This is a genomic window from Mesorhizobium sp. RSR565B, from assembly GCF_054719465.1.
Map to the genome: position 1 here is coordinate 4906782 of NZ_JBTTIE010000001.1, position 24409 is coordinate 4931190.

Below are 24409 nucleotides of genomic sequence, written 5' to 3' on the forward strand. Positions count from 1 at the left end.
ATGGCGGAGTTGCGGGGAGGGCTCATCGGCTGCGGCTTCTTTGCCATCAACCAGATGCATGCCTGGCGCGACATTGAAGGCGCCGCGATGGTCGCCATTTGCGACCGCGACCCGGAGCGGCTGCGCATCATCGGCGACCAGTTCGGCATTGCGAAGCGCTACACCGACGCGGCAGAGATGTTTGCAAGCGAATGCCTCGACTTCGTCGATATCGCCACTACCGTTCCCAGCCATCGTCCGCTGGTCGAGATGGCGGCGCTGCACCGTGTGCCGGTGATTTGCCAAAAGCCGTTCGCGCCGACGCTTGCCGACGCCAAGGCGATGGTGAGGGCCTGCGTGGAAGCCGGCGTACCGCTGATGGTGCATGAGAATTTTCGCTGGCAGTCGGCGATCCAGGCGGTGCGTGCCGTGCTCGACAGCGGCGAGATCGGCACGCCGTTCTTCGGGCGCATCTCCTTCCGCTCTGCCTATGACGTGTTTTCCGGCCAGCCCTATCTCGCCAAGGGAAAGCGCTTCATCATCGAGGACCTCGGTATCCACAGTCTCGACATCGCCCGTTTTCTACTGGGCGACGTGTCGACGATCACGACGCGAACCGCGCGCATCAACCCCGGCATCGCGGGCGAAGATGTCGCGACGATGCTGATGGACCACAAGAGCGGGGCGACGTCAGTGGTCGACTGTAGCTACGCGACGAAGCTCGCCACCGAACCGTTTCCCGAAACGCTGATCGAGATCGACGGCAGCGACGGCACGATCCGCTTGGCGCAGGGATATCGGCTCACCGTCACCGGCAGGAGCGGCACGAAGATCACCGACGTTTCGCCGCCCGTACTCGCCTGGGCATCGCGCCCATGGCACAACATCCAGGAGAGCGTCGTCGCCATCCAGCAACACTGGGTCGACTGCCTGGCAAAGGGAACCGAGCCGACGACCTCGGGCGCCGACAATCTCAAGACATTCGCGCTGGTCGAGGCGGCCTATCTGGGCGCCGCGAGCCACGAACCTGTCCACCTGGATGGCTTGCTGACATGACAGCCGACGCCTTCCTCCTATACGGCACACGCGTGGTCGAGGCCGAGCCGGTTAGGCTGAGTGCGGGCTTGCTCAGCGCCGACTTTGTCAATGGCAGCCTGCGCACCATCCGTTACGGCGGCATCGAAGTGCTGCGCGCCATCGCCTACATCGTGCGCGACCGCGACTGGGGCACCTATGAACCGGCGCTGACGGACCTTGCCGTCGATCAGGACGCCGACAGCTTCTCCGTCAGCTACTCCGCAACTTGCTTAGCACCGGGCGGAAGCCGGCTCGACTTTCGCGCTACGATCAAGGGCTCCGCCAACGGTCACCTAGTGTTCGACGTCAGCGCGGTCCCTGAAAGCGATTTCGAGACCAATCGCTGCGGTTTTTGCGTCCTGCATCCGATCGCCGGCCTCGCCGGCAGCCCGGTCACGGTCGAGCATACCGACGGCAGCGTGGTGGCGACGAAACTGCCGCTGTTGATCGATCCCTGGCAGCCTTTCAGGGATTTGCGCGCGATCACCCATGAGGTCCGGCCGGGCATCACTGCCGAATGCCGGATGGAGGGCGACACTTTCGAGATGGAGGACCAGCGCAACTGGTCGGACGCGTCCTACAAGACCTATGTGCGGCCACTGGCGCTGCCTTGGCCCTATGTGCTGCCGGCCGGCCAAACTGTAAGCCAGACGGTCAGCCTTCGCATCACCGGCGAGGGGGGAATGCCGGCCGCAGCATCTGCCGCCGAACCGGTCAGCGTCGAACTCGGCGAGACCGGGCAGAGGCTGCCGGATCTCGGCGTGATCATCTACCCGGACGAGGTCGAAGCAGCGCTCGCAAATCTTTCGACATTGACCGAGCTCGGCCCGCAGCAACTTGTCTTCCACTACGATCCGACGCGCGGCCACGGTCTCGAAGCATTGCAGTCTTATGCAAGGCTCACCGCCGCCTATCCGGTGCAGACGACGCTGGAATGCGTCGTTGCCTGCGCGGGCGACCTCGATGCCGAGCTGTCAGGCGTTGCCGACATGGTGCGTCAAGCCGGGTTGAAGCTTTCGGCCATTGCCGTCTCGCCTTCGGTTGACCGGCAGTCGACACCGCCGGGCAGTGCGTGGCCGGACTGTCCGCCGCTCGAAGACGTCTATGACGCGGCGCGGCGCGCCTTTCCCGATATCCGGCTTGGTGGCGGCATGTTCAGCTATTTCACCGAGCTCAACCGCAAGCGCGTGCCGGGGGGCCTGCTCGATTTCGTCACCCACTGCACGTGCCCGATCGTGCACGCCGCCGACGATCTCAGCGTCATGCAGTCACTGGAGGCGCTGCCCTTCATCACCGCGTCGGCGCGGGCGATCTTCGGGGCAAAGCCTTACCGCATCGGTCCGTCGACGATCGCCATGCGCCAGAACCCCTATGGCGGCGCGACCAAGGGCAATCCCGGGGGACAGCGCATCGCCATGGCCGATCACGACCCTCGCCATGCCGGCCTCTTCGCAGCCGCATGGGCGATCGGCTATGCCGCGCGCGTGGCGCCGGCTGGGCTGGAACTGCTCACGCTGTCCGGCTTCGCCGGGCCCTTCGGCGTGCTCGCAGCATCCGGCGAACCCGTCGCGGAAGGATCGCCTCGGCCGATCTTCGGTGCCATCAAGGGGCTTTGCGAACTGGCCGGCCTTGCGCATGTGGCGGCAAGGACGAGCGATCAGACGAAGGTGCTGGCGCTGGCCGGCCGCTCCGCTTCGGGCAAGACCGTGGCGTGGCTGGCGAACCTGACGGCGAACGACGTGACGGTCGACATCTCAGCGTTTGGCCGAGGCCAACTGGTGATGACCCCTTACGCGATCACGCGGATCGGCTGAATCAGTTGCCGGAGTTCATCACATAAAGCGCGCGCGAGCGCTCGAGATGCTTGATCATCGCCTTCTCGGCGCCGTCGGCATCCTTCTTCTCGATGCGGCCGATGATCTCTTCATGCTCGGTCAGCGTGAACTGTTCCTTGCCGGTCCAGATCAGCATTTCGGTGTGATATTCCTTCAGCCAACCGAGCATCGCTTCGCTCACGGCGACATAGATCGGGTTGCCGGAGATCGCCGCGATCTGGGTATGAAACTTCATGTCGGCGGAGATAAAGGCCTCGGAATCGCCGCGAAAACCGCGCTGTTCGGCAACGGTGGCGCGTAGCCGCTGAACGTCCTCGGCGGTGGCGTTTTCGGCGGCTTCCCTGACCATGCCGCGCTCGAAGAAGATGCGCGCGGTTTTCAGGTGTTCCAGCGTGTCCTTCGACGACGACAGGATGATCTTGGCTGCGCCATCGACCTGCTTGATGATCGACTTCGCGGTCAGTTGCAGCACCTTGGCGCGTTCCCCATGCGAGATCGCGACGAGGCCCATATTGCTCAGCGCCTGCATCGCCTCGCGGATCGCGGGACGGCCGACCTCGAAGCGCTCCATCAACTCGCGCTCCGACGGCATGTCGTCGCCCGGCGTCAATTCTCCGCTGGTGATCAGGCGCTTCAGCCGCAAAAACACTTCGTCGGAAAGTTTGCGCCGGACGATCGGCTCCGAACGGTTCATCGTCGCGAATCACTCCCTTGACCTGTGTCTATCTAGCACTGCCGCAGCTGTTCCCGGAATGGCCGTCGCCGCCATCGGCCATAGCCGCAAGACAGGATATCACTTGCAAAGCTTATGTACTCATTATACCAGATTTCGACGATGAAGGAACTCTTTTCGACCCCCCTGCGGCCTCAGACAACGAACCATGATCACGCTCACCTACCGGATCGAGACATCAGGCAGCATCGAGACGCTGGCAGCCAAGATCGCCAGCGACCAGTCGACTGGAACCTTCGTCGCGCTGCCCGGCGAGACCGAGGAACTGAAAGCCCGGGTGGCCGCGCGTGTCCTGGCCATTCGGCACCTGCCGGACGCACTTCGCCCCTCCATTCCCGAGGCCGGTAACGGGCCGTTCAAGCGCGCGGATGTCGACATCGCCTTTCCATTCGATGCCATCGGCCACGACCTGTCGGCTCTGATGACCATTGCCATCGGCGGCGCCTATTCGATCAAGGGCCTAACCGGCATTCGCGTTGTCGACATGAAGCTGCCGGAGCAATTCCGCGGCGCGCATCCAGGTCCGCAATTCGGCGTCGCCGGCAGCCGCAGGCTGACAGGTGTCACGGATCGGCCGATCATCGGCACCATCGTCAAGCCGGCGCTGGGGCTGCGGCCCCCCGAGACCGCCGCGATGGTGGGCGAGCTGATCGCCGCCGGTGTCGATTTCATCAAGGACGATGAGAAGCTGATGAGCCCAGCCTATTCGCCGCTGGCGGAGCGGGTAAAGGCAATCATGCCGCTGATCCTCGACCACGAGCAGAGGACCGGCAAGAAGGTGATGTATGCCTTCGGCATCTCGCATGCCGACCCGGACGAGATGATGCGCAATCACGATCTGGTGGCCAAGGCCGGCGGAAATTGCGCGGTGGTCAACATCAACTCCGTCGGTTTCGGTGGCCTGGCTTTTTTGAGAAAACGCTCCAGCCTGGTGCTTCACGCTCATCGCAACGGCTGGGACATCCTCACCCGCCATCCCGGCCTCGGTATGAACTTCAAGGTCTGGCAACAGTTCTGGCGGCTGCTCGGCGTCGACCAGTTCCAGATCAACGGCATCCAATCGAAATACTGGGAGCCGGACGCGTCTTTCGTCGAGTCCTTCAAGGCGGTGACGACGCCGATTTTTGCGCCTGAGGATTGCGCCTTGCCTGTGGCGGGCTCCGGCCAATGGGGCGGGCAAGCGCCCGAGACCTATGAACGGACCGGCCGGACCGTCGATCTGCTCTATCTGTGCGGCGGCGGCATCGTCAGCCATCCGGATGGACCGGGCGCCGGGGTGCGTGCCGTGCAGCAAGCCTGGCAGGCGGCGGTCGACGGCATTCCGCTGGCGGAGTTCGCCTTGAGCCATCCCGAACTGGCGCGGTCGATCGAAAAGTTCGGCGACGGCAAAGCGGCCTGAAGCGATGCAAGATCTGCTTCTCAGCTATTATGGCGATGACCTCACCGGTTCGACCGACGTCATGGAAGCGCTCGAACTCGGCGGCGTGCCGACCGTGCTGTTCATGCGCCAGCCGGACGCGGCCATGCTTGCGCAGTTCGCACATTGCCGAGCCATTGGCCTGGCCGGCACCAGCCGCAGCGAAACCCCGCAATGGATGGACACGCATCTCACCGACGCTTTCGCCTGGCTGAAGGCGCTGAATGCCGCGATCTGTCACTACAAGGTCTGCTCGACCTTCGATTCCAGTCCGACGATCGGCAGCATCGGTCGCGCCATCGAGATCGGCCGCTCGGTTTTCGCTCAGGACAGCGTGCCGCTGCTGGTCGGGGCGCCGCAGCTCAAGCGTTACACTGCCTTCGGCCATCTGTTCGCCGCCTATCGTGACAAGTATTTCCGCATCGACCGCCATCCGGTGATGAGCCGCCACCCGACGACGCCGATGGATGAATCCGACCTGCTGATCCATCTGTCGCGGCAGACGGAGCTCACGTCGGGGCTGGTCGATCTCGCGACGTTGCAGTCGGCGTCGCGCTCAAAAGCCTTCGACCGCTTGCTCGCTGAGGGCACCGACATCGTACTTGTCGATGTCGACAGCCTCGAGACGCAGACGCTTGCCGGCAAGGAGATATGGCGCGCCCGCAAGCCGGGCGCTTCGTTCGTCGTCGGCTCGTCCGGGATCGAATATGCGCTGCTGGCCGAATGGGTGTCGAACGGGACGGTCAGAGCTGAACCAAAATTTTCACCGCCGGGTGCCGCCGACCGGATCGCGGTCGTCTCGGGCAGTTGTTCGCCGACGACCGAACGACAGATCCGGCACGCTTTGACCGACGGCTTCGATGGCATCGAGGTCGATCCCGTCGAACTGATCTCCCAAGCTTCCGGAGATGCGATCGCACGCGCGACGGCAGCCGGTCGCGCCAGTCTGGAAGCCGGGCGCAGCGTCGTTCTCTACACGGCCCTTGGACCCGCGGCCGATAGGGGGGGCGAAATCGACCGCCAGGAAGGCGCCCGCCACAAGCTCGGGCGGGGCCTCGGCGAACTGCTTCGCGCGCTGACCATCGAGCAGAAGTTGCAGCGCGTGGTCGTTGCCGGCGGCGATACGTCGAGCCACGCGCTCGGCCAGATGGGTGTCGATGCGCTGACCGTGCGGATGCCGTTGCCGGCGTCGCCGGGCTCGCCGCTTTGCGTCGCTCACTCGCGCGTCAAGGCGATCGATGGGCTGGAGGTGGCACTCAAGGGCGGGCAGGTTGGAACCGACCGCTATTTCAGCGCCATCCGTGACGGCCTTAGCAGCTGATTATGCGTCGCCTGGCAACCGCGAGATCCATTCATGCCCTCTAACGGCGCCGTAGCGGTTTTTGTCGCGCATGTTGACGTTAAATTCACATAAAGATATGGGTGTTTTGTCGGGGCAAGGTACTTTTGCCATTTATCCGCCTTGCTCTATCGGGGTTGTCGCCATGTGTTTCGCCCTTGCATCAGACTGCAGGATCGCCCTGTAGCAATCGCCAATTGCTGAAAGAGGCGGTGATCATGCCCAGCCTGCTCGGAATCGATAACGGCCTCACGGTCACCAAGGCGGTCATCTTCGATGCCGACGGCACGCAATTGTCCGTGGCCCGTCGCCGGGTGCCGCAATCGATGCCCCACGCGCGCTGGGTGGAGCGCGACATGTCAGGCCTGTGGCAAGCAACCGCCGACGCCATCAAGGAGGCGATCGCGCTCTCCGGCAGGCCGGCGGAAGACATCAAGGCGGTGGCGGCGACCGCGCATGGCGATGGTCTCTATCTGCTCGATCATGATCGTCAGCCTTTGGGACCAGGCATCCTGTCGCTCGACAGCCGCGCCGGCGACATTGTCGACAGGTGGTCCGCCGGTACCGTTTTCACCGATGCGCTGGCGACGACAGGCCAGACGCCGCATGTTTCGGCGCCGTCGGCGCTGCTGGCATGGCTCAAGCAGAACGATCCTGATCGCTATGGCCGCATCGGCCATGTGCTGGCCTGCAAGGACTGGCTGCGCTTTTGCCTGAGCGGCACGATCGGCACCGACCGCACGGAGGCAAGCACTTCATTCACGGATTTTCGCACGCAAGCCTATGCGCCTGAAGCGCTGCGCATCTTCGGGTTGGAGGATCTGTTCAACGCGCTGCCGCCGGTGGCGCATTCCGCTGACATCGCCGGTCAAGTCACAGCCGATGCCGCCGAAAGGACCGGCCTTCGCAAGGGAACACCGGTCGCCTGCGGCCTGCACGACGTGGCCGCCTCGGCGCTTGGCATGGGCGGCCATGAAGACGGCGTGCTCGCCATCGTCGCCGGCACCTATTCCATCAATGAAGTCGTCTCTTCGCAACCGCGCGTCGACCGGCGTTGGTTCTGCCGCAACGCCATCGACGCGGGCCGTTGGAACAACATGTCGATCTCGCCGGCCTCGACCGCGAACTACGACTGGTTTCTCGACACGCTTTGCCGCGCGGAGCAGGACAGGACGGATGGCGGCTCCCTCCACGAATTGCTGGCGGGAGAGATCGACGCGGCGTTGAAGAAGCCTTCGACCATCCTGTTTCATCCCTATCTGTTCGGCTCTCCCTATGGCGATTTGGCCAGCGGCAGCTTTGTCGGCCTGCATGGCTGGCACAATCGCGGCGACATGCTGAAGGCGGTTCTGGAAGGCATCGCCTTCAATCACCGCACCCATGTCGAGGCTTTGCGCGACGGCTTTGCCGTCAGCGAGATCCGCCTGACCGGCGGCGGTTCGCGTAATCCTGCTTTCGTCCAGATGTTTGCCGACGTGCTGAACGCCCCGGTCACCGTCACCTCGACGGATGAGACCGCGGCCCTCGGTGCCGCGCTTTGCGCAGGTGCCGCGGTCGGCTTGTTCAAGACGCCGCAAGAGGGCGCCAGGCAGGTCGGGATGACGGAGCGGACGTATCAACCCGTGCCCGCCTCCAGTGCTGTGTTCAATGAGCGGTTTTCGCTCTACTGCCGCATAGCCGAGCAACTGAAGTCGCATTGGCCGGACATCGAAAGACTGGCGCGGCCAAAGGGAGACGCATGACCAAGGCCGACGAACGACGCGAAGAGATCGCCGATTATGTGATCAAGCTCGGCCAGGTGCGCATCGATGATCTGGTCGAGCATTTCGGCGTGTCGCGCATGACCATCCACCGGCATATCGACCGGCTGGCGCAGCAGGGCGTGCTGCGCAAGCTGCACGGTGCGGTGACGGTCCAGCCTTCCGGCCTCTACGAGAGCGCTTTCCGCTACCGGGTGACCGTCAATCGAGCCGAGAAGGATGCACTGGCGCGGGCGGCACTGGATTATATCGAGGCCGGCCACGTGGTGATGCTTGACGATTCATCGACGGCAAACGCGGTCGCGACGCTGCTGCTCGACGTCAAGCCGCTGACCGTCATTTCCAACAGCGTCTCGACGGCGGGCCAATTGATCAATGTGGACGATATCGATTTCATCTGCCTCGGCGGCCAGTATCATCCCACTTACAATGCCTATATCGGCATCGTCTGCGAGAACGCCGTGGCGCAGTTGCGCGCCAATGTGCTGATCTGTTCGGCTTCGGCCGTCACCGGAACCACGGCCTTCATCCAGGATCCGAATGTCGTGCGGGTCAAGCAGGCGATGATGACCGCCTCCGTGAAGCGCATCCTTTTGGTCGACCACGCAAAATTCGACCGGATCGCGCTGCATGTCTTCGACGATCTGACCAGTTTCGACGCCGTGCTGGTGACCGAGGGCCTCGGCGATGCGCAGGCGCAGAGCCTCGAGCGGGCCGGCGTGAAACTGCGCATCGTCAAGACGAAAGCGCTATGAGCCGAACAGACGGAGCAGGGGCGGACAATCCCGCAGGGCGTCTCGCCGCGGTGGCCGGGACCGGCGAGGTCGACGTCGTCATTCTTGGCGCCGGCATCAACGGGGCAGGGCTGTTTCGCGATCTGTGCGCGCAAGGTGTCAGTTGCCTGATCGTCGACAAGGCGGATTTCGGCTCGGGCACCAGTGCCGCGCCGTCGAGGCTCATCCACGGCGGCTTGAAATATCTCGAGACCGGCGAGTTCGGGCTGGTGGCGCAGTCGACGCTCGAACGCAATCTGCTTCTTCAAAACGCGCCGCACTATGTCAGCCCGCTGCCGACCGTCATCCCGATCTTCTCGTGGAGCAAGGGCATGCTCGCGGCGTTGCGAACGCTGTTCGGCTCGACCAGCGCGCCGCGCAGCCGCGGCGCCATACTGATCAAGATCGGCTTGATGATCTACGATTTCTACGGTTCACGAAACCAGGTCATGCCGCGCCACCGCATGGTCGGGCGGCGGCAGGCGCTTGGCGAGATGCCGGCGCTCAATCCGGCGATCGTCGCCACCGGCACCTACTACGACGCCAAGATAAGTCACCCGGAAAGGCTGGTGCTGGAACTGATCCTCGACGGATTGGCGGCCCACGCGGCGTCTGCCGGTGCCAACTACACGACACTGGCGGCTTCAGCCAATGGCGTGCTCACCTTCCAGCCGGAAAACGGCGCGGCCTTTTCGGTACGGCCGAAGCTGGTGGTGAACGCCGCCGGCCCGTGGATCGACGACGTCAATGCGTTGCTTGGCGCGCCGTCGAAGATGATCGGCGGCACCAAAGGGTCGCACATCCTGTTGAAGCATGACGAATTGGTCGAAAGCCTGGCCGGGCGCATGCTCTATTTCGAGGCCGATGACGGCCGCATCTGCCTAGTCTACGACTATCTCGGCCTGGCGCTGGTCGGTTCGACCGACATCAAGGCCGACAATCCCGACGCGGTGCGCTGCGAACCCGAAGAAGTCGACTATCTGCTCGACAGCGTGCGAACGCTTTTGCCGGGCATGGCGTTCGAGCGCGACCAGATCGTTTACGCCTATAGCGGCATCCGGCCGCTGCCGACGTCTGAAGCCGCGACGCCCGGACTGATCAGCCGCGATCATTCGGCGCCGGTTGCCGAGCCGGACGGCGACAGGCCCTTTGCGGTAATCTCACTGGTCGGCGGCAAATGGACGACCTTCCGCGGCTTTGCCGAGGAAGTCACTGATACCGTACTCAAGCGCTTGCAGCGCAGCCGCAAGGTGACGACGCGAGCCATGCCGATCGGCGGCGGGAGGGATTTCCCGGCCAACGCCCCGGCCCGCGCGGACTGGCTGGCCGAGGCACAGCAGGCAACAGGCGCCGGGGAAGGGCGCCTTGATCAATTGCTGTCGCGCTACGGGACCAGAGCCGTTGAGATCGCCAGGCATGGGTCGGATGATGAGGGTCGTCTGCCGGACTCGGACGGCTACGGCAAGGCGGAAATCGACTACATCGTGCGCAAGGAATTCGTCGAACATCTGGCCGATGTCGTTATGCGCCGCAGCACGTTGGCGATAGGCGGCTCGTTGACGAGCCGCGACCTGACGGAGATTGCCGCGATCGCCGGGCGGGCGTTGGGGTGGAGCACCGAGCGCCTCGCGCGGGAGGTCGAAGCCGCTGTTGTCGAGCTCGAGGGCAGGAATCTGATGCGGCTGGACTGATCGCTCCATCGCCGACACCTTAGCTTTTCCTGAGGCAATCCGATCGATTTGCCCTTGTTGCGCCGTGTGCATCAACCTTCCCATTTTGAACCCGGATTGGAATTTTGCCGGCCCCTACGGGTTCATGCCGTCACCTGGCTGAGATAACACAAATTGACGTTAAAATAACGCTGCCATATGGTCATATTATATGCTTACCTTCTAATAGGCGCGTTGGCTGCCGAACGTCGGCTGAAGGCTACCATCTGCGGAGGGATTGACAGCGATGCAAAGGTATGAAAATTTTTGCACACAGAGATAATATTATCACCCTGGGGAGGGAATGGCTTGAATTCCGGCGGATCCGCGAACCGCGACCATGAGTCCAGCCTCGCCACGCGCGCGGCCTGGCTGCACTATGCCGGTGGTCTGACCCAGGCCCAGGTGGCCAAGCGGCTTGGCCTGACCAGCCTCAAGGCGCATAGGCTGATCACCAAGGCCAACCAGGAAGGTCTGGTTAGGGTCTTCATCGACGGCGACGTCGCCGAATGCGTCGACCTGGAACAGCGCCTGATCGCCGCCTATGGGCTCCACTATTGCGAGGTGGTTCCCGATCTCGATCAGGACGAACTGCCGCTCAAGGGGCTGGGCATTGCCGGCGCCCAGTTCCTGAAGCGCGAAATCGATCGCGGCGAAGACATGCTGATCGGCGTCGGCCATGGCCGTACGCTTGCGGCCAGCGTCGAGTATCTGACGCGCACAACTGCTGCCCACATCCGGTTCGTCTCGCTGCTTGGCGGCGTGACGCGCAAATTCGCCGCCAACCCGCACGACGTCATGCATCGCCTGGCAGAGCGGACCGGCGCGCAGGCTTTCGTCATGCCGGTGCCTTTTGTCGCCAATACCGCCGAGGACCGTGAAGTGCTGCTTGGCCAACGCGGCATCAGCGATGTGTTCGCTCTCGCCAGCCGGTCCGACCTGATGTTCGTCGGAATAGGCACGGCCGAGCGGGAGGCGTCGCTGGTCGCCACCGGCATGATCGAGCCTTCCGAAATCGATGAGGTCAAGCGGGACGGCGGCGTCGGTGAATTGCTGGCGCATTTCTTCGACGACAAGGGGCGTCCGGTCGAAACGGCCCTGTCGGAAAGAATACTGGCGCTTCCGCGCGATCAGTTGAAGGGCCGCAGGATCGTTGCCGTCGCCGGCGGCAAGGTGAAGGTGCGCGCCATCAAGGCAGTACTCGAAAGCCGTTATCTCAGCGGCCTGATCACCGACGAATGCACGGCCCGCGCGCTGGTCGAGCTCGACGACGCAGCCGGGGCCGCGAAGCGCCGCGTGAACGGAGGAACTTCGAATGCGTGACAACGGAAAATCACTGGTGGTTGCATCATGAGCGCGAAGGCTGCCACCGCCCGGCAAGCTTCGCCCAACCTGCGCCGGGTCCTTGCCAGCGCCGCGGCTCTGGTTCTGCTCGGCGCCATGGCGCTCGACACCAAGGTGATCAAGATCGGCTCTGCCGGCGATGTTCGCAACGCCGTGTTTTCGGCCGCCGACTACGGCAAATCTGAATTCCCCAAGGTGCAAGCCGATGTCGAAGCGCGTGCCGCCGACGCCGCGACGGTGGCGACGGCGATCGCCAAGGACAGGGCGACGGCCGAAAAGGAATATGGCGTGCCGGCGGGAGTCGGACCGGTCATCTCGGTCAAGTTCACCGGCGTCGTCGGCGAGGGAAAATCGGGCATCTACAAGGTCGCCGTCGACGGTTTGCCGGACACGTTGACCGTCCGCGTACAGACTGGGCCGGCGATCAACGGAACCGAGCTTCGCGACGCCACCGGCAAGATCACCTTTGGTCAGTTCACCAACCAGATCGAGTATCAGGACGCCGGCTCGGCGCTGAACAACGAGATGAAGAAGGAGGTGCTGGCGAAAGTCGATACCAGTGCCTTGACCGGCAAGACAATAGCGGTGGTCGGCGTCTTCAAGCTGGTCAATCCGAAGAGCTGGCTGGTCACACCGGTGAGGCTGGACGTCAAATGACAATGACTGCCGGCACAGAACCCGCGACTGGCGATGCCGTGCTTTCGGCGCGCAATGTCGTCATGTCGTATGGCGGCGTCCACGCGCTCAAGGGCGTCAACTTCGACATCCATCGCGGCAAGGTCACCACCCTGTTCGGAGAGAATGGCGCCGGCAAATCGACGCTGATGAAGATCCTGTCCGGCGTGGTGACGCCGACATCCGGCGACATCGTGCTCGACGGCAATCTCGTCAGCTTTGCCTCGTCTTCGGACGCGCGCGATCGCGGCATTTCGATCATCCACCAGGAGCTCAGCCTGGCGCCGAATCTGAGCGTTCGCGACAACATCTTCATGGGCCGCGAACTGCGCACCAGAACCGGCCTCGACTTCGCCGAGGAGGCGCGCCAGGCGCGGGCGCTGATGGCTGACCTCGAAGAAGACATCGATCCGATGACCCTGGTCGAGGACCTGCGCCTGGGGCAGCAACAGATCGTCGAGATCGCACGCGCGCTGTCGGTCGATTCCCGCATCCTGATCATGGACGAGCCGACCTCCGCACTCAGTGCGACCGAGGTGGAGGTGCTGTTCAAGGTGATCCGCGATCTGACCAGCCGCGGTGTCTCCATCGTCTACATCTCGCATCACCTCGAAGAGGCGCTGCAGATCACCGACTACGCCGTCGTGCTGCGTGACGGGGCGATCACGGCAACGGCCGAGGCCAAGGACATCGACCTCGAATGGATCGTCCGCAACATGGTGGGCGAGAATTTCGATCTCGGCTCGCCGCCGACCGGCCACGAGTTCGGCGCGGTGGCGCTTTCGATCGAGGATGTCAGCGTCACCGACGCTTCGGGTTCAGGCTACGTCGTCGATCATCTGTCGCTGGATGTCAAAGCGGGCGAGATCGTCTGCATCTATGGGCTGATGGGCGCGGGCCGCACGGAATTGCTGGAGGCCGTCGCCGGCCGTGTGCCCATGGCGGGCGGGCGGGCGCTGCTGGAGGGTGAGGACGTTTCGGGGCTGACCATTGCCCAGCGCATCGCCCGAGGTCTGGTTCTGGTCCCCGAGGATCGCCAGCGCGATGGCCTGGTTCAGACCATGACCGTCGGCCGCAATCTGTCGCTTGCCAGCATCGAGGCGTTCGCGAAAGGCCTGTTCCTCTCCCGGCCGAGGGAACGCGCACTGATCGACGATTCGATCCGCAAGGTGACCATCAAGACCGCGGGCGGCAACGCCATGATCGGGTCGCTGTCGGGCGGCAACCAGCAGAAGGTCGTCATCGGCAAGATGCTGACGACAGATCCCAAGGTCATCCTTCTCGACGAGCCGAGCCGCGGCATCGATGTCGGCGCCAAGGCCGAAGTCTTTCGCTTGCTCAGCGAGCGCGCCGCGCAAGGCTTGGCGGTCGTCTTCTCGACTTCGGAGGTCAATGAGTGCCTCAGCATCGCCCATCGCATCGTCGTGATGCGGCGCGGCAAGATTTCAGCCGAATTCGGCGCCAACGCCACCAAAGAGCAGATCATGGCCGCCTCCGGCGAAGCCGTGGTCGCCTGACCATAGAATTTCGGAGCCCCGACCCATGAGCGATGTCAGCCAGGCCAGCAAACAGTCCAGCCCCAATGCGGGCGGCGAGGGCTTCGACGTGGCCAAGCTGCTGCTCGAAGGCCGGGCCTTCTTTGCCCTGATCGTCATCATTGTCGTCTTCTCGATCCTGTCGCCCTATTACCTCTCGGTGGCGAATTTCCTGACCATGGCCTCGCATGTCGCCATCTTCGGGATTCTCGCCATCGGCATGCTGCTCGTCATCCTCAATGGCGGCATCGACCTGTCGGTGGGGTCGACGCTCGGGCTTGCCGGCGTCGTCGCCGGTTTTCTGATGCAAGGCGTGACGCTGACCTGGCTCGGCGTCGTTCTCTATCCGCCGGTCTGGGTGGTCGCGGTGCTGGCCTGCATGCTGGGCGCCGCTGTCGGGCTGATCAACGGCGTGCTGATCGCGCGGTTCAAGGTTCCGGCCTTTGTCGCCACGCTCGGCGTCATGTACATGGCGCGCGGCCTGGCACTGCTGATGACCAGCGGCCTGACCTACAACAATCTCGGCGGCAAGCCGGAGTTGGGCAACACCGGTTTCGACGCGCTTGGCTTCAACCGTCTGTTCGGCGTGCCGACCGGCGTGGTGGTGCTGGCGGTTATCGCGCTGATCGGCAGCATCGTCCTGAACCGCACCGCCTTTGGACGCTGGCTCTACGCCTCGGGCGGCAATGAGCGCGCCGCCGAACTCTCCGGCGTTCCGGTCAAGACCGTGCAGATTTCGGTCTATGTGCTGTCGGGCATCTGCGCCGCCATTGCCGGCCTGATCCTGTCCTCGCAGCTGACCTCGGCCGGGCCGACCGCCGGCACCACCTACGAACTGACGGCCATCGCCGCCGTGGTCATCGGCGGCGCCGCACTCACCGGCGGGCGCGGCAACATTCGCGGCACCTTGCTCGGAGCCTTCGTCATCGGCTTCCTATCCGATGGTCTGGTGATCATCGGCATCTCATCCTACTGGCAGACAGTGTTCACCGGCGCCGTCATCGTGCTCGCCGTGCTCCTCAATGCCGTTCAGTATCGCCGCCGTAGCAAGCTTCCAGCTTCGACGGGCGGCCAACCGACTTCTCAGAAACGGGGGAAGGCCGAACCGGCCAATCCTGCCCAAGGGAAGAATGCCAGCTGACTGGCAGCAAGACCGCGTAAAATCATTGGAGGAATGTACATGAAAATCGTGCTTAGAAGTTTGCTTGCCGCCGCGATGGTGGTCGGGTTTAGCGCAGCCGCATCGGCCGCGGGCCTGATCTCGATCATCGTCAACGATCCGGCCAACCCCTACTGGCTGACCGAAGGCAACGTCGCCAAGGCCGAAGCCGAAAAGCTTGGCTATACGGCCAACGTCGCCGCCCACAAGGGCGACACCAATACCGAAAGCAATCTGATCGACACCGCCATCACCAACAAGTCGGTGGCGATCATCCTCGACCCGGCCAATGCCGATGGTTCGGTCGGCGCGGTGAAGAAGGCGATTGCCGCCAACATCCCGGTTTTCCTCGTCAATGCCGAGATCAACCAGGAAGGTCTTGCCAAGGGACAGCTCGTCTCCAACAACGCCCAGGGTGCGGCTCTCGGCGCCCAGCAGTGGGTGCAGGCGGTCGGTGAAAAGGGCAAGTATGTCGAACTGCTCGGCGCCCCCTCGGACAACAACGCCGCCACGCGCTCGAACGGCTACGCGACTGTGCTGAGCCAGTATCCGGATCTCGAAAAGGCCGCTTCGCAGGTCGCCAACTGGGATCGTACCCAGGGACACGACAAGATGCAGAGCATGCTGCAGGCCAATCCCGACATCATCGCGGTGATCAGCGGCAACGACGAAATGGCGCTTGGCGCGGTTGCGGCGCTGAAGGAAGCCGGCAAGCTCGCCGGCATCAAGGTCGGCGGCTTTGACGGCTCCCCGGATGCGGTTGCGGCCATCAAGTCCGGCGAACTGCAGTACACCGTGCTTCAGCCGGTGGCCATCTTCTCGGCCAAGGCCGTGCAGCAGGCCGACTCGTTCATCAAGACGGGCGCTACCGGCGCCACCAGCGAGAAGCAACTGTTCGATTGCCTGCTCATCACCAAGGACAATGTGGACAAGTACACCGCACCCTTCGTGCTGTCGGAATAAAAACCTGCTCAGGGGGTGTCCTTCGCGGACACTCCCTGGCTCTTCCATGGCTTCGAGACAACAAAGACTGCTCCTTGTGACTTGCCTTCATAACCATCCGGAACTTGCGGCATGAAAGACCTGCTGATCGGGATCGACGCGGGAACGTCCGTGATCAAATCGGTCGCTTTCGATCTATCGGGGCGGCAGCTCGCCATGGCATCGGTGACCAACAGCTTCGTCACGCTGGAAGGCGGCGGCGCCGAACAGGACCTTAATCAGACCTGGCGCGACATGGTGCTGACCGTTCTCGATCTGGCGACGAAAATTCCAGACCTCGCGCGGCGAACCGCGGCCGTCGCGGTCACCGGGCAGGGCGACGGCACCTGGCTGATCGATGGCGACGGCATGCCGGTCGGGCGCGCCTGGCTCTGGCTCGATGCGCGCGCCGGACATCTGGTGGACGAGATGCGCGGCGATCCCCGGGATCGCACGCGGTTCGAGATCACCGGCACCGGGCTCAACGCCTGCCAGCAGGGCGCTCAGCTCAGCTGGCTGAAGAAAAACAGCCCGGAAATCCTGGAGCGCGCCGCCACTGCCTTTCACTGCAAGGACTGGCTCTATTTCAAGATGACCGGCGAGCGCGCCACCGATCCTTCGGAGGGAACATTCACCTTCGGCGATTTCCGCGCGCGCAGCTATTCCGACGAGGTGCTCGACATTCTCGATCTGACGTCGCACCGCCGCCTGCTGCCCCCCATGCTCGAAGGCACGACCGACCATCATCCGCTTTCTGCGTCGGCAGCAGGCGAGACCGGCCTGCTTGCGGGCACGCCGGTGGTGCTGGGCTACGTCGACATGGTCAGCACCGCGCTCGGCGCCGGCCTCTATGATCCAAGCGGCAATGTCGGCTGCACGGTCATCGGCTCGACCGGCATCCACACGCGCCTGGCGCGCACAGCCGACGATGTCGTCCTCAACGACAACGCGTCCGGCTACACGATCGCCATGCCGGTTCCCGGCGCCTATGCGCAACTGCAATCCAATATGGCGGCGACGCTCAACATCGACTGGCTGCTCGGCCTGGCGCGCGACGTGCTGACCGCCAGCGGCGCAAAACCTTCGGGCGACGAATTGCTGAAAGCGCTCGATGTCTGGGTCGAAGGATCGGAGCCGGGATCGCTGGTCTATCAGCCCTATATCTCGCTCGCCGGCGAACGCGGACCGTTCGTCGATCCAGACGCACGTGCAGGCTTTATCGGCCTCTCGGTCAAGCACGGTTTTGGCGATCTGGCTCGCGCGGTTCTTGAAGGATTGGCCTTTGCGGCACGCGATTGCTACCAGGCCATGGGCAGTATGCCCGGCGAAATCCGCCTGTCGGGTGGCGCCGCGCGCAGTCCGTCGCTGCGCCGCATCATCGCCGCGGCGACCCGTGCGCAAGTCAGGACCAGCAGCCGCCAGGAAGCCGGCGCCGCGGGTGCGGCGATGATGGCCGCAGTCGGGCTTGGCGTCTATCGCTCGATGGATGTTTGCTGCGCCGAGTGGGTGACGCCGCTGCTGGGCGAATGCGACGCCTATGACGAGGCGCTTTCGCAAACCTACGATGCGCTGTTTCCGTCCTTTGTCGCGGCGCGTCAGGCGCTGCATCCGGTGTGGAAATCGATGGCGCACCGCACAGGAGCTAAGTCTTGAGCGATACAACGGATATTGTCGATCTCTTCGTGATCGGCGGTGGCGTCAACGGCGCCGGTATAGCGCGCGATGCCGCGGGTCGCGGGCTGTCGGTCATCCTGTGCGAGAAGGACGATCTGGCGCAAGGCACCAGCTCGCGTTCCGGCAAGCTGGTGCATGGGGGCCTGCGCTATCTCGAGTACTACGAGTTCCGGCTGGTGCGCGAGGCGCTGATCGAGCGCGAGGTGCTGCTTGAGGCGGCGCCGCACATCATCTGGCCGATGCGCTTCGTGCTGCCGCACAGCCCCGAGGACCGGCCGGCATGGCTGGTGCGGCTCGGGCTGTTTCTCTACGACCATCTTGGCGGCCGCAAGCGGCTGCCGGGAACGAGGACACTGAACCTGAGAACGGCGCCGGAAGGGGCGCCGATCAGGGACGAATTCAAGCGTGGCTTCGAATATTCCGACTGCTGGGTCGATGACGCCAGGCTGGTGCTGCTCAATGCGCTCGATGCCAGTCAGCGCGGCGCAAAAGTCTTCACTCGCACTGCCTGTATTGCTGCCTGGCGCGAAGACGGCCTGTGGTCGATCGACATGCAGGACGGCCGCACGGGCGCTGTGACGAGGGTCCGCGCACGCGGGTTGGTCAACGCGGCCGGGCCATGGGTGAATGACATCGTCAGCCGCGTCGCCGGACAGAATTCCACCCGCAACGTTCGCCTGGTAAAAGGAAGCCATATCGTCGTGCCAAAATTCTGGGAGGGACGGCAGGCCTATCTGATCCAGAACAACGACAAGCGGGTGATTTTCGTCAATCCGTATGAGAACGATCTGGCGCTGATCGGCACCACCGACATACCCTATGAAGGCAGGCCTGAGCTAGTGGCGGCCGAAGCCAGCGAAATCGATTATCTGATCAAGGTGGTCAACCGCTACTTCAAGCGCCAACTCACCGCGCAGGACGTGGTCTACAGTTTCTCGGGCGTGCGGCCGCTCTATGACGACAATGCCGACAACCCGAGCGCGGTGACGCGCGACTACATCTTCGAACTCGACGCCCCGAACGGTGGCGCGCCGCTGCTTTCTGTGTTCGGCGGCAAGATCACCACCTTCCGCAAACTGTCCGAACATGCGCTGGAAAAGATCCAGCCCTTCTTTCCGACCATGAAGAAGGCCTGGACAGCCAAAATTCCCCTGCCGGGAGGCGACCTGCCCAACGCGGATTTCGAGCAGTTCCTGGGCGATCTGCACGCCGAGTTTTCGTGGCTTAGCCCGTCGCTGGTGAAGCACTATGCCCGCAGCTACGGCACGCGCACGCGCGCCTTGCTGAAAGGCGTAAAAGGCGAAGCCGATCTCGGCCGTCGTTTCGGCCCGGATTTCTATGAGCTCGAAGCTGTCTTCCTGTTCGAGACCGAATGGGCGATGACCGCCGCCGACGTTCTCGAACGCCGGACCAAACACGGGCTGCATATCAATGCGGCCGAGCGGAAAACATTCGAAGACTGGTGCACAAAGACAATGGCGGCGGTGAACTGATGGCCTTCACGCTTTCGCTGAACACCAACCCGCTGGTCAATCGCTTCGCCGATCCCGACGATCTGATCGACGCCATTGCCTATGGCATCGGCATCCGCGACGTGCAACTGACGCATGAATTCGTCAATCCGGGCTGGCCGGCGGCAACGATCGCCAAGTTCGTTCGCCTGTTCAACAGCGCCCTGGCGCGGACCGGCGTGCGGATCACTTCGGGTATGACCGGTCCCTATGGCCGGCTCAATCATTTCGGCCATCCGGACGCGGATGTGCGCCGCTATTATGTCGATTGGTTCAAGACCTTCGCCGACATCTCCGCCGAACTCGGCGCGTCGGGCATGGGCACGCAGTTCGCCATATTCACCTACAAGGATTTTGACGATCCGCAGCGGCGCGCGGCGCTTCTCGACATCGCGCTCGAATGCTGGCGCGAAGTGGCCGAGCACGCCAAGGCGGCGGGCCTGACCTACCTTTTCTGGGAACCGATGTCGGTCGGCCGCGAGTTTGGCCACACGATCGAAAGCTGCGTCGAATTGCAGGGCGCCATCGATGCGGCCAAGCTGCCGATCCCGATGCAGATGATGGTCGACATCGACCATGGCGACGTGACCTCGCCCAATCCTGACGACACTGATCCCTATGCCTGGGCGAAAGCGTTCCCGTTGCAATCGCCGATCATCCACATCAAGCAATCGTCGATGAACAAGGGCGGGCACTGGCCGTTCACCGCCGCCTACAACAAGGATGGCCGCATCATCCCGCAGAAGCTGCTCGACGCCGTGCGGGCGGGTGGCGGAACCGACAATGAAATCTGCCTTGAACTTTCCTTCCGGGAGAGGGAACCGGTCGATCATCAGGTTATTGCAATGATCCGTGAGTCGGTGGATTTCTGGGCGCCTTACATCGACAGCGGCCGCGAAAGTCTCAAGCCTCGCGCTTGAGGCAAACCGCCGGCCCGAAGGCCGGCGCAGACCCGGAAACACGCATCATTCGAATTTCGGATCGAAGGAGAGAAGAATGGCCCCATATTGGGTCGGCACGAGCTGGAAGATGAACAAGACGCTGGCGGAGGCGCTGCAGTTCGCCGAGGCATTGGCTGCCTTCGTGCCCGGCTTCGATCCGGCGATACAGCCTTTCGTCATTCCGCCCTTCACCGCGGTGCGGCAGGTCAAGGCGGCGCTCGCCAACACCCGCGTCAAGGTTGGCGCCCAGAACATGCATTGGGCCGATGCCGGTGCCTGGACGGGCGAGATTTCGCCGGTGATGCTGAGGGATTGCGGGCTCGACCTGATCGAACTAGGCCATAGCGAACGCCGCGAGCATTTTGGTGAGACGGACAGGACCGTAGGACTGAAAACGGCGGCGGCGGTCAGGCACGGCTTTGTGCCGCTGATCTGTGTCGGCGAGACGCTGGCCGAGCGCGAGGGCGGCCGCGCCGACGAAATTCTGACCGCGCAGGTCTTGGGCGCGCTGCAGGGTCTCGCAAACAATGAGTTGTCGGCAGAGATACTCTTTGCCTATGAACCGGTGTGGGCGATCGGCGAGAAAGGCATTCCGGCCAGCGCCGACTATGCCGACAAGCAGCAGGCGCTGATCAAGCAGGTCGCAGCAACCCGGTTGCCGACCGCCCCGCTTGTGCTCTACGGCGGCAGCGTCAATCCCGGCAACGCGGCTGAACTGATTGGCCAGCCGCGTATCGATGGGCTGTTCATCGGCCGCTCGGCATGGCAAGCGGAAGGCTATATCGACATTCTCAAAAAGGCGTCGGCCGCCATCGCGCGCTGACCACGAAAACGAAGGAGTTCATTGCCATGAAGATCGCACTCGGAGCCGACAGCGCCGGCAAGCCGCTGCTCGATGTCATCGCCAAGCATCTCGCCACCAAGCCAGAACTGCAGGTCGTCGATCTCAGCCAGGCCGGATTCTACGCCGATATTGCCGCTGCGGTCGGCCACGAAATTGTCGACGGCAATTACGACCGCGCCATCCTGTTTTGCGGCACCGGCATCGGCGTCAGCATCTCGGCCAACAAGGTGCCCGGAATCCGTGCCGCGCTAACCCACGACACCTATTCGGCGGAACGCGCTGCGAAATCCAACAATGCCCAGATCATCACCATGGGTGCGCGCGTCATCGGCCCCGAACTGGCCAAATCGATCGCCGACGCCTGGCTGGCCTCGGAGTTCGATCCGAACGGTCCCTCTGCCGCCAACGTGCAGGCTGTCGACAAGCTCGACGCGAAGCGCTGAGGATCCGCTCCCGACCTAGCCGGTCAAGGCGATCCGCATCGCCTCGATGACGGTTACGGCGGACGCCGCGCCTGGATCCATATGGCCAAGCGAGCGTTCGCCGAGGCGGGAGGCCCGGCCCTTGGTGGCGATCATCGCCTTGGTCGCCTCCGCGCCGGCCTTTGCCGCCTCGGCTGCAGCCGCGAGGCTGCCGGCCAGCCCCTTGCCGGCGGCCAGTGCCTCGCCCGCAGCCGTCGCGGCCGGCGCCCACGCATCGATCATCGTCTTTTCCCCAGGCTCGGCCTTGCCGCGATCCTGAATGCCTCTGGCCATCGCTTGGAACATAGCGACCGCGTCGGCGTCGTCGAGCGTCGCCTTGCCCTTGACGGCGGCCGCGCCGCGCATGAATGCCGTGGCATAGAGCGGGCCCGAGGAGGCGCCGACGGCGTTGAGGAACGACTTCGCCGCCGTGTTCAGCAAGATGGTCGGATCGGTGGTCCCGTCGTCCAATGCGGCCACCGCGTCGCGTGCCGCGGCAAATCCCAACTCCATGGCAATGCCGTGGTCGGCATCGCCGATCACCCCGTCAAGCGCGCACAACCGGTCCCGGTCGGCTGACATGGCGTCGGCGATGGCAACGAACATCGCGGCAAGGCGGGTGGTGTCGATTGTTGTCATCTGTTGTTCCTTGCCGTCCCCAGTTTACCCGGCGCGAAACATGGCGCAGTCGCAAGGGTGGTCGAGCATCGTTTGCAACTCGTCGTCGAGGTGGTGCAGCGTGATCGAAGCGCCGGCCATTTCGAGCGAGGTGCAGTAATTGCCGACCCAGCTTGCGTGAATGGATACACCGATATCGTCAAGCCGCTGCTTCACGCGCCGGTTCATGATGTAGAGTTCCATCAGCGGTGTCGAACCCAGCGAATTGACCAGCACGGCGACCTTCTCGCCGCGTGCCGGCGCCATCTCGGCGAGAATCCTGTCCAACATTTCGTCGGTGATCTCGTCGGCCGTTTTGAGTTTTCCGCGTGCGATGCCGGGTTCGCCATGGATGCCCATGCCGATCTCCATCTCGTCGGGTCCGATTTCGAAATTCGGCCGGCGGGTTTGCGGCAACGAACAGGGCGCCAATGCGACGCCCATGGTAAAGGTGTGGTCGTTGGCTTTCCCGGCAATGCGTTCGCATTCATCGAAAGACAACATGCGGTCGCAGGCGGCGCCTGCCGCCTTGAAGATGAAGAAGTTCCCTGCGACACCGCGCCGCTTGTGCCTGTCACCAACGGGCGCGGAAGCGACGTCGTCGGTGCTCAGCACCGTGCGCACCTCGATGTCGTCCATCGCGGCCATCTCGGCCGCCATGTCGAAATTCATGACGTCGCCGGCATAGTTGCCGTACATGAACAGCACACCGGCGCCGCCGCTCGCCGCCTTGGCGCATTCGAGGATCGGGTCGGGCGGCGGAGAGGCGAAGACATTGCCGATCGCCGCCGCGTCGGCCAGCCCCTTGCCGACGAAGCCGGGAAAACTCGGCTCGTGGCCCGAGCCGCCACCAATGACGAGGCCTACCTTGCCTTGGCGCGGTCCATCGCGGGCGATGATCGAGCGCGGGCTTCCGTCAACGGCTTTGAGATGGCGGGGATGCGCAGCCAGGATGCCTTCCAGCATCTCGTCGACGGCCCGATTGCCGTCATTGATGATCTTCTTGGTTTGCACCAACGTCCTCCCGATTTGGTATTTTCATAGGTGATACCGGGCGTTATCAGGCTGCCTTCGGGCGAGGGCAGGGGCGCGATGCCCACCAAACTGCCTCGATCGGCTTCGTAGCTGTTACCAGCCGTTCTGGCAGAAGCTAAGTGGACCGAAGTGCGCGGACAATGGCGCTGTAGTGTACAAGATCGCACCACGGCTTAGAAAAGGCGGTGGCTCCCCGGGCCGGATTCGAACCAGCGACCAACCGGTTAACAGCCGGTTGCTCTACCACTGAGCTACCGGGGAATAGAGGCTCTCATGTGAGTGGCGCAGCCTATAGCAAACCCTTTTCGGCTTTGCAAAGAAGCATTTCGCATTTTTTAGCGCATTTTCACCCAATGGTTTCTGGCAATCGCCGGATGACACCACATATGAGCCGTCTTGGGCGCCGTCGGACCTTGGTCGGCGGAACCTGAAAGGCGATTGCAGCCTTTAGCGCATATGGCTTTATCGAAGGCAACCGGATCGACTTTCGACATGACTGCAGCAGACGAAAACCAGGCACCGGCGCGGAAAATCTCGGTGTTCGGGCGCGAGTTCACCATGCCGCGCTCGCGCGGGCTGAGGATCGCCATCGGTATCATGCTGGTGTTTTTCGGCCTTCTCGGTTTCCTGCCGATTCTCGGCTTCTGGATGATTCCGCTCGGCCTTTTGGTGCTTTCCTACGAATTTGCCGCGGTGCGCCGCCTGCGGCGCCGGTTCGTCGTCTGGTGGGAACGGCGTCGCCGGCCAAATTGAAAGCGATGGCGCGCGGTCCCGGTTCAGTGGACGCTTCGCTTCCACCCCCCCGCAGACCTTCCCCTCGAATATCTCCTTGAGAACGGCAGCCCCTGGTGTCAGCCGCGCGTTTACGGTGAAAGCCAGTTTGCACCCGCTGCGTAAAGCTGCGGGTTCGAGTTTCGCCGGTCGCGCAGCCATGCTTGAGGAGCGGCCAATATGCCGGTGCGCCAAGCGC

The 24409-nt window shown here is 63.4% G+C and carries 21 protein-coding genes and 1 tRNA gene; 18 read left to right on the forward strand and 4 right to left on the reverse strand.

All coding sequences use genetic code 11. The features are described 5' to 3' along the window. Nucleotides 1–1035, forward strand: coding sequence for a Gfo/Idh/MocA family protein (locus tag ACYG9R_RS23510; protein ID WP_023823033.1), 1035 nt, complete (start codon nt 1–3; stop codon nt 1033–1035). Next, the gene (apnL, locus tag ACYG9R_RS23515; RefSeq protein ID WP_023823032.1) at nt 1032–2870 is read left to right on the forward strand and encodes a D-apionate lactonase; all 1839 of its coding nucleotides are present in this window, start codon (nt 1032–1034) and stop codon (nt 2868–2870) included. Before ACYG9R_RS23510 ends, apnL begins: the two co-directional genes overlap by 4 nt. 1 nt (nt 2871) lies before the next feature. Here the strand turns inward: apnL and ACYG9R_RS23520 are convergent, their stop codons facing one another. Then, nucleotides 2872–3585, reverse strand: coding sequence for a transcriptional regulator NanR (locus tag ACYG9R_RS23520; protein WP_023691079.1), 714 nt, complete (start codon nt 3583–3585; stop codon nt 2872–2874). 187 nt (nt 3586–3772) lie between these two features. Here ACYG9R_RS23520 and oiaX point away from each other — a divergent pair, with 187 nt between their 5' ends. The 15 genes from oiaX (at nt 3773) to derI (ending at nt 21729) form a co-directional block, all read left to right on the forward strand. Beyond that, nucleotides 3773–5023 (forward strand): 3-oxo-isoapionate-4-phosphate decarboxylase OiaX, encoded by a 1251-nt coding sequence (gene oiaX / locus ACYG9R_RS23525; protein WP_023823031.1) that lies wholly within the window; start codon nt 3773–3775, stop codon nt 5021–5023. Nucleotides 5024–5027: 4 nt separating this feature from the next. Beyond that, complete coding sequence (locus ACYG9R_RS23530; protein WP_023823030.1) at nt 5028–6362, forward strand: four-carbon acid sugar kinase family protein; 1335 nt, start codon at nt 5028–5030, stop codon at nt 6360–6362. Nucleotides 6363–6598: 236 nt separating this feature from the next. After that, a complete protein-coding gene (locus tag ACYG9R_RS23535) occupies nt 6599–8122 on the forward strand; it encodes an FGGY-family carbohydrate kinase (RefSeq protein ID WP_023823029.1) in 1524 nt (507 codons plus the stop codon). After that, on the forward strand, nt 8119–8895 hold the full coding sequence (locus ACYG9R_RS23540) for a DeoR/GlpR family DNA-binding transcription regulator (protein WP_023823028.1): 777 nt from the start codon (nt 8119–8121) through the stop codon (nt 8893–8895). Before ACYG9R_RS23535 ends, ACYG9R_RS23540 begins: the two co-directional genes overlap by 4 nt. Further along, nucleotides 8892–10604 carry a glycerol-3-phosphate dehydrogenase/oxidase gene (locus tag ACYG9R_RS23545; protein ID WP_023823027.1) on the forward strand — a complete coding sequence of 571 codons (1713 nt, stop codon included), beginning with the start codon at nt 8892–8894 and terminating at the stop codon, nt 10602–10604. The genes ACYG9R_RS23540 and ACYG9R_RS23545 overlap by 4 nt, the downstream gene beginning before the upstream one ends. Nucleotides 10605–10931: 327 nt before the next feature. Then, nucleotides 10932–11945: a sugar-binding transcriptional regulator gene (locus ACYG9R_RS23550; protein WP_023823026.1), complete on the forward strand. Its 1014-nt coding sequence runs from the start codon at nt 10932–10934 to the stop codon at nt 11943–11945. Between the two features lie 27 nt (nt 11946–11972). Next, the gene (locus tag ACYG9R_RS23555) at nt 11973–12623 is read left to right on the forward strand and encodes a DUF2291 domain-containing protein (protein ID WP_023691086.1); all 651 of its coding nucleotides are present in this window, start codon (nt 11973–11975) and stop codon (nt 12621–12623) included. Further along, on the forward strand, nt 12620–14158 hold the full coding sequence (locus tag ACYG9R_RS23560) for a sugar ABC transporter ATP-binding protein (protein ID WP_023741518.1): 1539 nt from the start codon (nt 12620–12622) through the stop codon (nt 14156–14158). The genes ACYG9R_RS23555 and ACYG9R_RS23560 overlap by 4 nt, the downstream gene beginning before the upstream one ends. A gap of 25 nt (nt 14159–14183) precedes the next feature. Further along, nucleotides 14184–15317 (forward strand): ABC transporter permease, encoded by a 1134-nt coding sequence (locus ACYG9R_RS23565; protein WP_023823025.1) that lies wholly within the window; start codon nt 14184–14186, stop codon nt 15315–15317. Between the two features lie 39 nt (nt 15318–15356). Then, a complete protein-coding gene (locus tag ACYG9R_RS23570; protein ID WP_081726801.1) occupies nt 15357–16298 on the forward strand; it encodes a D-ribose ABC transporter substrate-binding protein in 942 nt (313 codons plus the stop codon). Nucleotides 16299–16409: 111 nt separating this feature from the next. After that, complete coding sequence (locus tag ACYG9R_RS23575) at nt 16410–17969, forward strand: FGGY-family carbohydrate kinase (RefSeq protein WP_023823024.1); 1560 nt, start codon at nt 16410–16412, stop codon at nt 17967–17969. Beyond that, the gene (locus ACYG9R_RS23580) at nt 17966–19483 is read left to right on the forward strand and encodes a glycerol-3-phosphate dehydrogenase (protein ID WP_023672595.1); all 1518 of its coding nucleotides are present in this window, start codon (nt 17966–17968) and stop codon (nt 19481–19483) included. Before ACYG9R_RS23575 ends, ACYG9R_RS23580 begins: the two co-directional genes overlap by 4 nt. After that, entirely contained in the window at nt 19483–20421 is a 939-nt protein-coding gene (locus ACYG9R_RS23585; RefSeq protein WP_023710712.1) for a sugar phosphate isomerase/epimerase family protein, read from the forward strand. Before ACYG9R_RS23580 ends, ACYG9R_RS23585 begins: the two co-directional genes overlap by 1 nt. Nucleotides 20422–20497: 76 nt before the next feature. After that, nucleotides 20498–21265: a triose-phosphate isomerase gene (locus ACYG9R_RS23590; RefSeq protein ID WP_023823023.1), complete on the forward strand. Its 768-nt coding sequence runs from the start codon at nt 20498–20500 to the stop codon at nt 21263–21265. Nucleotides 21266–21291: 26 nt separating this feature from the next. Then, the gene (derI, locus tag ACYG9R_RS23595) at nt 21292–21729 is read left to right on the forward strand and encodes a D-erythrulose-4-phosphate isomerase (protein ID WP_023672592.1); all 438 of its coding nucleotides are present in this window, start codon (nt 21292–21294) and stop codon (nt 21727–21729) included. A gap of 15 nt (nt 21730–21744) precedes the next feature. Here the strand turns inward: derI and dhaL are convergent, their stop codons facing one another. The 3 genes from dhaL to ACYG9R_RS23610 all read right to left on the reverse strand — a co-directional run bounded on the left by dhaL (nt 21745) and on the right by ACYG9R_RS23610 (nt 23700). Next, on the reverse strand, nt 21745–22386 hold the full coding sequence (gene dhaL / locus ACYG9R_RS23600; protein WP_023744772.1) for a dihydroxyacetone kinase subunit DhaL: 642 nt from the start codon (nt 22384–22386) through the stop codon (nt 21745–21747). A gap of 24 nt (nt 22387–22410) precedes the next feature. After that, nucleotides 22411–23418 (reverse strand): dihydroxyacetone kinase subunit DhaK, encoded by a 1008-nt coding sequence (locus ACYG9R_RS23605; RefSeq protein WP_023823022.1) that lies wholly within the window; start codon nt 23416–23418, stop codon nt 22411–22413. Between the two features lie 207 nt (nt 23419–23625). Next, nucleotides 23626–23700 (reverse strand) — tRNA-Asn (locus ACYG9R_RS23610). Between the two features lie 231 nt (nt 23701–23931). On the opposite strand from ACYG9R_RS23610, the gene ACYG9R_RS23615 reads away from it, so the two are divergent. Beyond that, a complete protein-coding gene (locus tag ACYG9R_RS23615; RefSeq protein WP_023667708.1) occupies nt 23932–24192 on the forward strand; it encodes a PGPGW domain-containing protein in 261 nt (86 codons plus the stop codon). The last annotated feature ends 217 nt before the right edge of the window (nt 24193–24409 follow it).

What these genes read in the sequence shown, in the direction of transcription:
- dhaL (WP_023744772.1), bottom strand. Translation starts at nt 22,386, where the DNA reads ATGACAACAATCGACACCACCCGCCTTGCCGCGATGTTCGTTGCCATC.
- ACYG9R_RS23535 (WP_023823029.1), top strand. Translation starts at nt 6,599, where the DNA reads ATGCCCAGCCTGCTCGGAATCGATAACGGCCTCACGGTCACCAAGGCG.
- oiaX (WP_023823031.1), top strand. Translation starts at nt 3,773, where the DNA reads ATGATCACGCTCACCTACCGGATCGAGACATCAGGCAGCATCGAGACG.
- ACYG9R_RS23565 (WP_023823025.1), top strand. Translation starts at nt 14,184, where the DNA reads ATGAGCGATGTCAGCCAGGCCAGCAAACAGTCCAGCCCCAATGCGGGC.
- ACYG9R_RS23570 (WP_081726801.1), top strand. Translation starts at nt 15,357, where the DNA reads ATGAAAATCGTGCTTAGAAGTTTGCTTGCCGCCGCGATGGTGGTCGGG.
- ACYG9R_RS23545 (WP_023823027.1), top strand. Translation starts at nt 8,892, where the DNA reads ATGAGCCGAACAGACGGAGCAGGGGCGGACAATCCCGCAGGGCGTCTC.
- ACYG9R_RS23560 (WP_023741518.1), top strand. Translation starts at nt 12,620, where the DNA reads ATGACAATGACTGCCGGCACAGAACCCGCGACTGGCGATGCCGTGCTT.
- ACYG9R_RS23510 (WP_023823033.1), top strand. Translation starts at nt 1, where the DNA reads ATGGCGGAGTTGCGGGGAGGGCTCATCGGCTGCGGCTTCTTTGCCATC.
- derI (WP_023672592.1), top strand. Translation starts at nt 21,292, where the DNA reads ATGAAGATCGCACTCGGAGCCGACAGCGCCGGCAAGCCGCTGCTCGAT.
- ACYG9R_RS23530 (WP_023823030.1), top strand. Translation starts at nt 5,028, where the DNA reads ATGCAAGATCTGCTTCTCAGCTATTATGGCGATGACCTCACCGGTTCG.
- ACYG9R_RS23540 (WP_023823028.1), top strand. Translation starts at nt 8,119, where the DNA reads ATGACCAAGGCCGACGAACGACGCGAAGAGATCGCCGATTATGTGATC.
- ACYG9R_RS23555 (WP_023691086.1), top strand. Translation starts at nt 11,973, where the DNA reads ATGAGCGCGAAGGCTGCCACCGCCCGGCAAGCTTCGCCCAACCTGCGC.
- ACYG9R_RS23520 (WP_023691079.1), bottom strand. Translation starts at nt 3,585, where the DNA reads ATGAACCGTTCGGAGCCGATCGTCCGGCGCAAACTTTCCGACGAAGTG.
- ACYG9R_RS23615 (WP_023667708.1), top strand. Translation starts at nt 23,932, where the DNA reads ATGACTGCAGCAGACGAAAACCAGGCACCGGCGCGGAAAATCTCGGTG.
- apnL (WP_023823032.1), top strand. Translation starts at nt 1,032, where the DNA reads ATGACAGCCGACGCCTTCCTCCTATACGGCACACGCGTGGTCGAGGCC.
- ACYG9R_RS23590 (WP_023823023.1), top strand. Translation starts at nt 20,498, where the DNA reads ATGGCCCCATATTGGGTCGGCACGAGCTGGAAGATGAACAAGACGCTG.
- ACYG9R_RS23585 (WP_023710712.1), top strand. Translation starts at nt 19,483, where the DNA reads ATGGCCTTCACGCTTTCGCTGAACACCAACCCGCTGGTCAATCGCTTC.
- ACYG9R_RS23575 (WP_023823024.1), top strand. Translation starts at nt 16,410, where the DNA reads ATGAAAGACCTGCTGATCGGGATCGACGCGGGAACGTCCGTGATCAAA.